Origin of the sequence: Flectobacillus longus, from assembly GCF_030056705.1 — a bacterium.
GTDB classification, from domain to species: Bacteria; Bacteroidota; Bacteroidia; order Cytophagales; family Spirosomataceae; genus Flectobacillus; species Flectobacillus longus.
In genome coordinates this window covers 85465-92597 of sequence record NZ_JASHIC010000034.1, presented here as the reverse complement: position 1 = coordinate 92597, position 7133 = coordinate 85465, and the positions used below count along the sequence as shown (strand labels likewise).

The following is a 7133-nucleotide window of genomic DNA, read 5'->3' as shown; positions in this document are numbered from 1 at the left end:
TACCGTTGATGATACTGCAATCAAATGCGGGAAAGTAAAAAAGCTCCAAAATATTACAAAGTAGATAAGCCACTCCAAAAGAGTGGCTTTTTGCGTTTTATAAGGTCAGTATCGTTGAGGATACTGTAGTCTATGCGCCCCGGACTACGCGCCGCGACCAATACGGGAAAGTAGAAAAGCTCAAAAATATTATAACAAACAGAAGCCACTCCAAAAGAGTGGCTTTTTGCGTTTTACAAGGACTCAGAAAATCAGATATTTTACTGCTCTAACAAGTTGGAATGATGCTCGAAATCATGTTGTTCTTTATGATTAATAATACTTTAAAGCACGGCTTAATCTACCTTGAATTACCTTTCTTAATTTTAAAGGAGCTAAAACCTCAACCCCATCTCCGAATCCTAGAATTTCTTTTTCTAACTCAAAATTGATTTGTAATGCTAATTCAATAGTTAGACCTCTTTCATTTTCCTCAATAACCTTTTGTGAGTGATGTAAAGGTTTGGTAATTACATAAGGAGCATGCAAAGGAGTAAACTTTAATACTATTTGTTGTGGACGAAGATTATTTACAGTCACTCCAATGGTATTTCTATAGTATTCTTCTTGAACAATGGCATCATTTGGTAGATAAGTAATGTCTTCAGAGATGTGAAGGCTTTGGATTCTATCTAGTGCAAGATGTAAAATACTTTCATTTGCTCTTCTTTTACCTACCAGAAACCAACGGTTTTTAAATTCTTTTAACCACCATCCGTGAAATATAAAAATACCCTCCTGTCGTGCTTTGAATGATTTGTAAGTTATAACAAGAGCTTTTTTAGCTAAAATTGCATGATAAAGATCGTCTAAATACGAAAGTCCCTTCAGGTTCTCATTTTTTTCAAAATCAATAATTGAACTTCGTTTTTCTTGAGCACTATAAACGTGTTCTTCCAGCTTATTGACCACTTCACTCAATTGCTCAAAATGAGAAAAACCTTTGAATTGCTTTAATAGCGACAGCGCTTCATTCATTTGAACAAGGTCCGTTTGGGTAATCGGAGATTTTGTAATACTAAAATTAGGATCAGCATAGGTATAATATTTTTTATCAATAACGATTATTGGGGCTTCATAACCTAATTTATCACTACGCATAACTTGAATATCTGCTTGAATGGTACGCAAGCTGATTCCTTTATCGATTCCTTCGTATTCATAGAGCGCATCTGATACTTTTTCTATTAAATCTTCTAAAGTCCATTTTCGCTGACGATTTTGTAAACAAGCATCGATTGTTTTATAACGGATAAGGGCATTTCTATTAGTAGGCATACTAGATTCGATCTGTTTATAGATTTTTGAGATATTTTTTTACAAAAAAGTAAAAATAAATTGAACTACGCAAAAAGACTGCGTAGACACCATGCAATTTTGTATTAGAAATTTAAAACAACCTAATGTCATGAAATTCAATTTCTTAAAGAAGACTAATACTATTCTCAAAAATTATGAAGGAGCACTTTCGTATCAATTGAGTCCAGAAATGGAATTATATAGTGCTACGGTGTCGAGCCTGCTTCATGACAGTTTCTACGAAAAAGCTGAAGACCGATTAATACGCCTACAACAATTGATTGAAAAAGTATCGCCAGAATACTGCGCTAAATTAGCCGTATATGCGCGTCGTTCGATGAACTTGCGCTCTGTGCCAATTGTGCTTTCGGTAGAGTTAGCGAAAAAAGCTGAGGCAGGAGCATGGGTCGGAAAAGCTATTGAGCAAGTAGTTATGCGACCAGATGAGATCACAGAAATATTAGCCTATTATCAGCAAACTAATCAAAGAACAGGTACAAAGCGATTGAATAGACTTTCGAAGCAAATTCAAAAAGGCTTGGCAAAGGCTTTTAATCAGTTTGATGAATATCAGTTTGCAAAGTATAATCAAAATACGGAGGTAAAGTTAAGAGATGTCTTGTTCTTGGTTCATCCGAAACCTAAGGATTTAGCACAACAAGCAGTTTTTGATAAAATCACCCAAGATACCTTATCAACACCATATACATGGGAAACTGAACTTTCTGCGCTTGGACAGCTTCATTTTGAAAGTAAAAATGCAAAAAATAAAGCCTTCAAAGCCAAGTGGGAAGAGCTAATTCTGAGTAGGAAAGTAGGCTATATGGCCTTGCTAAGAAATCTGAGAAATATGCTTGAAAGTAATATTTCAGATGAGTGTTTAGAGATTGTTTTAACGTACTTAGCTGATGAAAACGCTATAAAGAGTGCTAAACAATTGCCATTTAGATATTGGTCTGCTTATCGAGAATTGAGTAATCTAACGGATGGTAGAGTTACTAGCGTTTTTGATACTTTGGAAAAAGCGATGCTAACAAGTGCTCAAAATATTAAAGGATTTGAGAACGATACCAGAGTTGTTTTAGCTTGTGATGTGTCAGGCTCGATGCAACAAAGATTGTCAGCAAAAAGTAGTCTAATGTATTATGATATAGGTTTGCTATTGGCGATGCTTTTGCAAAGTCGTTGTAAAAATGTAGTTACGGGGATGTTTGGAGATACTTGGAAGGTTATACAAATGCCAAGTAAAAGTATTTTATCGAATGTTGAAGCATTTCATAGACGTGAAGGCGAAGTCGGATATTCGACAAATGCACATTTGGTGATTGAAGATTTGCTAAAACGTGAGTATCGAGCTGACAAAGTCATGATTTTTACGGATACACAGTTATGGAATAACCAAAATAGGAATATAAACAGCATTCAAACGACTTGGCAAAAGTATAAGAGTAAATATCCCAAGGCAAAATTATATCTCTTTGATTTGGCGGGTTATGGTCAAAGCCCCTTGAGAGTAGAATCAGGAGATGTGTATTTGTTGGCGGGCTGGTCGGATAAAGTTTTTGAAGTACTCGATGCCTTAGAAAATGGACAGAGTATTGTGGATTTTATTCAAGGAATAGATTTGTAAAGTACCTATGTGTTAAGTTCTAAGCATAAGGCTATCATATTGAAGATTTTGTAAAATGCTGTAAGGTTGAGATACTTCGCTCCAATACAGGGGAGGAATGGCGTGATTGAGCAATACAATGAGGTCATCTGGTTCGACTCCAGCAATGCAATGCCCCATTCTCGACCTGCCTATTGCTTTTACAAAAAATATACCAGAGTGCCGTAAAAGAGCGATACTTCGAATTCGATCGACTCCTTTTATCATCGTTCTTTGCTCATTGCCTTTGTTTTTTTAAGATTTTAAAGAGTGTCGTAAAAAAGCGCTACTTCGGCTGATTGTGTCGTAGGTTCGACTCCTACCTGTCTTGTACAGTAGCTCAGTGGTAGAGCAAATTATTAATGTCGCTTTTTGCTTGTTACCTCTTTATTTCCTCTTTAAATAGTTTTACACCTTTTACAAAACAATTGCACAAATTCTAAAAAAATGGAAACAGAAATCATTACCCAAGAAGATTTACAACAATTGGGTGTACATCATGAAGAAGCCTATCCAAAATTTTTAAGGGTAGCCAATGGTTTGTTAAGTAATGGGGTTTATCACAAGTCACATATATTGTTGTTGTTTGCTCAAATGATAGATTCGCCAAAGAAGTTTAGTTTTTCTAAAAACAAACTAACCAATTTGGCACTTTACACCAAGCATTTGAAAGAAATAGATCAGGAACTTGTTTTATCAGAATATGGACAATCCTTGTTGGAGGCAGAGAAAAACAAACCTAAATATGAATTACCTAAGACTGGTCGTCAGACAGAAAACTTCTTTGACCTAAGAGAAGAAGCATTATCCTACCGAATTTACGGAGAAAATTACATAGAACAAGGAGCTTTGGACCAAATGCAAACAGCGATGAAGTTGCCTATTTCGGTAGCTGGAGCACTGATGCCAGATGCACATCAAGGATATGGATTGCCTATTGGTGGAGTTTTTGCCACTACAGCAAATACTGTGATTCCGTATGCTGTTGGGGTAGATATTGCCTGCCGTATGTGTATGAGCGTATTTGATTTACCTGTATCGATGATTCAACGAGAAGATAAATTGTTAAAAAAAATGCTAGCAAACCATAGCTTCTTTGGAATGGGATCAGAGTCGAAGCAGAAATATGATGATACACTTTTTGACCGCTCGGAATGGACTGCGACAAAATTGATTCGTGACTTAAAAGATAAAGCATATCGACAATTAGGAACTTCAGGAACGGGAAATCATTTTGTTGAATGGGGGGTATTGGAAGTCTTAGCACAGGATGAGCTGATGGATTTACCCGTAGGAAAATATCTTACCTTGTTATCGCATTCGGGTTCAAGAGGATTTGGGGGGGCTATTGCCAATCATTATTCAAAGATAGCCATGGAAAAAACTAGGCTTCCAAAGGAAGCTAAACATTTGGCTTGGCTAGATATGAATAGCGATGAAGGGCAAGAATATTGGTTATCTATGAATTTAGCAGGTGATTATGCCTCTGCCAATCATCATGAGATTCACAATAAAATCGCTGCCGCTCTCAATCAAAACCCATTGAAGCGAATCGAGAATCACCATAATTTTGCATGGGAAGAACGCCTTGCTGACGGAACGCCTGTGATTGTGCATCGAAAAGGAGCTACGCCTGCTGGTAGCCAAGATTTAGGGATTATTCCTGCCTCTATGACTCAGCCTGGCTATGTGATTCGTGGAAAAGGAATAAATGAAGGTTTAAATTCTGCTTCGCATGGTGCAGGCCGTAAAATGTCAAGAACCAAAGCACTTGGTATGTTGACAAAAGATGATTTGCAATCTGAGCTCAAAAAAGCACAGGTACAACTCATAGGTGCCGGCTTGGATGAAGCCCCTCAAGCATATAAGGATATTCGGAAAGTCATGGATGCTCAAACGGATTTAGTGCAAGTAATAGCGCAGTTTAGTCCAAAAATCGTACGAATGGCCGACGGTCGTGAAAAGGCAGAAGACTAAAATCTTTTGAACAATAAGCCTTCTATTCTCAGGAGTTTTTCTGAAAATAGAAGGCTTTGTTATGAATAAATTTTATTTTTGATCCAAAACTTAAAAATAATATCTATGGCAAATACCTATTTATCATTTATTAGTGACGAGCACCTATTGAATTGTGTTGGCAACCTTTATCAATCTTATCAAAAGGCAAAAAATGATATTAATAAAAAGAAATTCTACAGCAATAAAATTGATGCTTTTAAAATGGTATTTGATGTAAAATTCAATACTATGGATGAAGAAGCATTAATTCATGCCGAAATTTTACGTCAAGTAGACAAATCAATTAATAATTCAATCGGAACTTTTCATGAGGAAATATTAGGAGGAATAGCTGGTTACGAAAAAGGTAATTTGAGTGGATTTGATATTAAAGCTATTGATAATACGCTATTTGCTGATATTAAAAATAAGCATAATACGATGAATAGTAGTGCTGCTGAAAGTCTATTTCAAAAGTTAAAACGATATGCAGATGATCATAAACAAGCAAAGTGTTATTGGGTACAAATATTAGCTACACAAAGTTTTTGTGAAAAATGGACTAGCATCATTAATGGCAAAGAATATAGTCATAGTAGAGTTTACAAAATATCAGGAGATCAATTTTATCAACTACTTACTGGAGTTGATAATGCACTATTTCAATTGTATAGCATTTTACCAAAAGTGATCGAGGATTATCTGAAAAGTATTCGAATTGAAGAGTCAGAGAAAAAGCAAAACTCCGCTTTAAATGAAATTAAGGATGGTTCAGAGAAATCTGGTAGAACCATCCTTAATGAAATTACATATGAAAATTACCAATATTATCTGGGTTTTGATAAACTATAATACTGATTTAAAAATTTTACAATTGAATAACCTACCTCTCTGCCAAGATTAACAGGGACTGCATTACCAATTTGTTTATATTGTTGAGAGGTAGAACCAGCAAATTTCCAGTCATCTGGGAATGTTTGAATTCTTGCATATTCACGTACAGTGAATGGTCGAGTTTCTTCTGGATGACAACGTTCCGTTTGCTTTTGTGCAGGAGAACAAGTTAGGGTAAGACTAGGTTCGTCCCATCCAATTCTACGAGCCATTCCAGTTTTACCACCCCCTAAATAAAAGCTTTTTCCCATATAGCTCTTCTGAACATCCAAAGGTAAATCACGCCAATAGCCTTTAGGAGGGACGAGGTCTAAAACAACTTTCTTTGATTTTGGATATTTTGCACCATCAGATTCAGGTACATCAGTGTCAAAAAGCTCACCCTTTTTTAAAGCATCTGCAAGGTTGTATATCTTTTTGTAAGGTTTGGGATATTCAAATGGAATATCTATATCTTTTCTGATTCCAACTAAGATAAGTCGTTCACGTTTTTGAGGAACTTTATAATTGACTGCTTTTAGTACTTGAATAGGTACTACATTATAGCCAATTTCATTCAAAATAGAAATCATGCCTTGAAGTGTTTTCCCATTCTCATGACTTAACAAACCTCGCACATTTTCACCGACACAAATCAATGGATTGATTTCTTGTACAGCTCTAGCAAATTCGTAGAATAGCGTACCTCTGGCATCGTCAAGACCGAGCTTCTTCCCTGCATAACTGAAGGCTTGACATGGAAATCCTCCAGTCACAAGGTCGACTTGATTATGGTATTCAGAGAAATTAAAGCTTTTTATATCTCCTTCTAATACATTCCAGTGTGGCCTGTTACGTCTTAGTGTTTCGCAAGCCCATTTATCAATTTCATTTAAAGCAGTACACTCAATACCAGCTTGTTCGAGACCAATAGCTAATCCTCCTGCACCCGCAAAAAGCTCTACTACAGAATAATGATATAGTGGTTTTTCGTAGTTTGAAATTTCTTTATCTTCTTTTGATTTGATAAAATCATTAAAAATATTTAATTGCTCTCGAGAATACACACGATAGTTGCTCATTGGTTCGCGTACGGCTTGTAATTTACCTTCTCTATCCCACCTTCTCAAAGTTTCTTTACTTTTACCTAATATTTCGGCCGCTTCATTTAATGTTAAAAAATCATTCATAACCACCTTGTTTAACCTTATACAATGGTTACAAATTTAGGCTATTTTTTTTTGATTATCAATGTGTTTTTGATTTATTTTGAAAC

The 7133-nt window shown here is 35.8% G+C and carries 6 protein-coding genes; 3 read left to right on the top strand and 3 right to left on the bottom strand.

The window, feature by feature from the left end:
- Positions 1–312 precede the first annotated feature (312 nt).
- Positions 313–1317 (bottom strand): helix-turn-helix transcriptional regulator, encoded by a 1005-nt coding sequence (locus tag QM491_RS22255; protein WP_283329733.1) that lies wholly within the window; start codon positions 1315–1317, stop codon positions 313–315.
- A gap of 130 nt (positions 1318–1447) precedes the next feature.
- Between QM491_RS22255 and QM491_RS22250 the strand changes: the two genes are divergently transcribed.
- The gene (locus QM491_RS22250; RefSeq protein ID WP_283329732.1) at positions 1448–2968 is read left to right on the top strand and encodes a TROVE domain-containing protein; all 1521 of its coding nucleotides are present in this window, start codon (positions 1448–1450) and stop codon (positions 2966–2968) included.
- Positions 2969–2980: 12 nt separating this feature from the next.
- Here QM491_RS22250 and QM491_RS22245 read toward each other — a convergent pair whose 3' ends face one another.
- Positions 2981–3214, bottom strand: coding sequence for a hypothetical protein (locus QM491_RS22245; protein WP_283329731.1), 234 nt, complete (start codon positions 3212–3214; stop codon positions 2981–2983).
- Between the two features lie 219 nt (positions 3215–3433).
- Between QM491_RS22245 and QM491_RS22240 the strand changes: the two genes are divergently transcribed.
- Together QM491_RS22240 and QM491_RS22235 are read left to right on the top strand one after the other, a co-directional pair.
- Positions 3434–4963: an RtcB family protein gene (locus QM491_RS22240; RefSeq protein ID WP_283329730.1), complete on the top strand. Its 1530-nt coding sequence runs from the start codon at positions 3434–3436 to the stop codon at positions 4961–4963.
- A 105-nt stretch (positions 4964–5068) separates the two neighbouring features.
- On the top strand, positions 5069–5836 hold the full coding sequence (locus QM491_RS22235) for an Eco47II family restriction endonuclease (RefSeq protein ID WP_283329729.1): 768 nt from the start codon (positions 5069–5071) through the stop codon (positions 5834–5836).
- Here the strand turns inward: QM491_RS22235 and dcm are convergent.
- Complete coding sequence (gene dcm / locus QM491_RS22230) at positions 5812–7047, bottom strand: DNA (cytosine-5-)-methyltransferase (RefSeq protein WP_283329728.1); 1236 nt, start codon at positions 7045–7047, stop codon at positions 5812–5814. The genes QM491_RS22235 and dcm overlap by 25 nt on opposite strands.
- Positions 7048–7133: the final 86 nt, after the last annotated feature.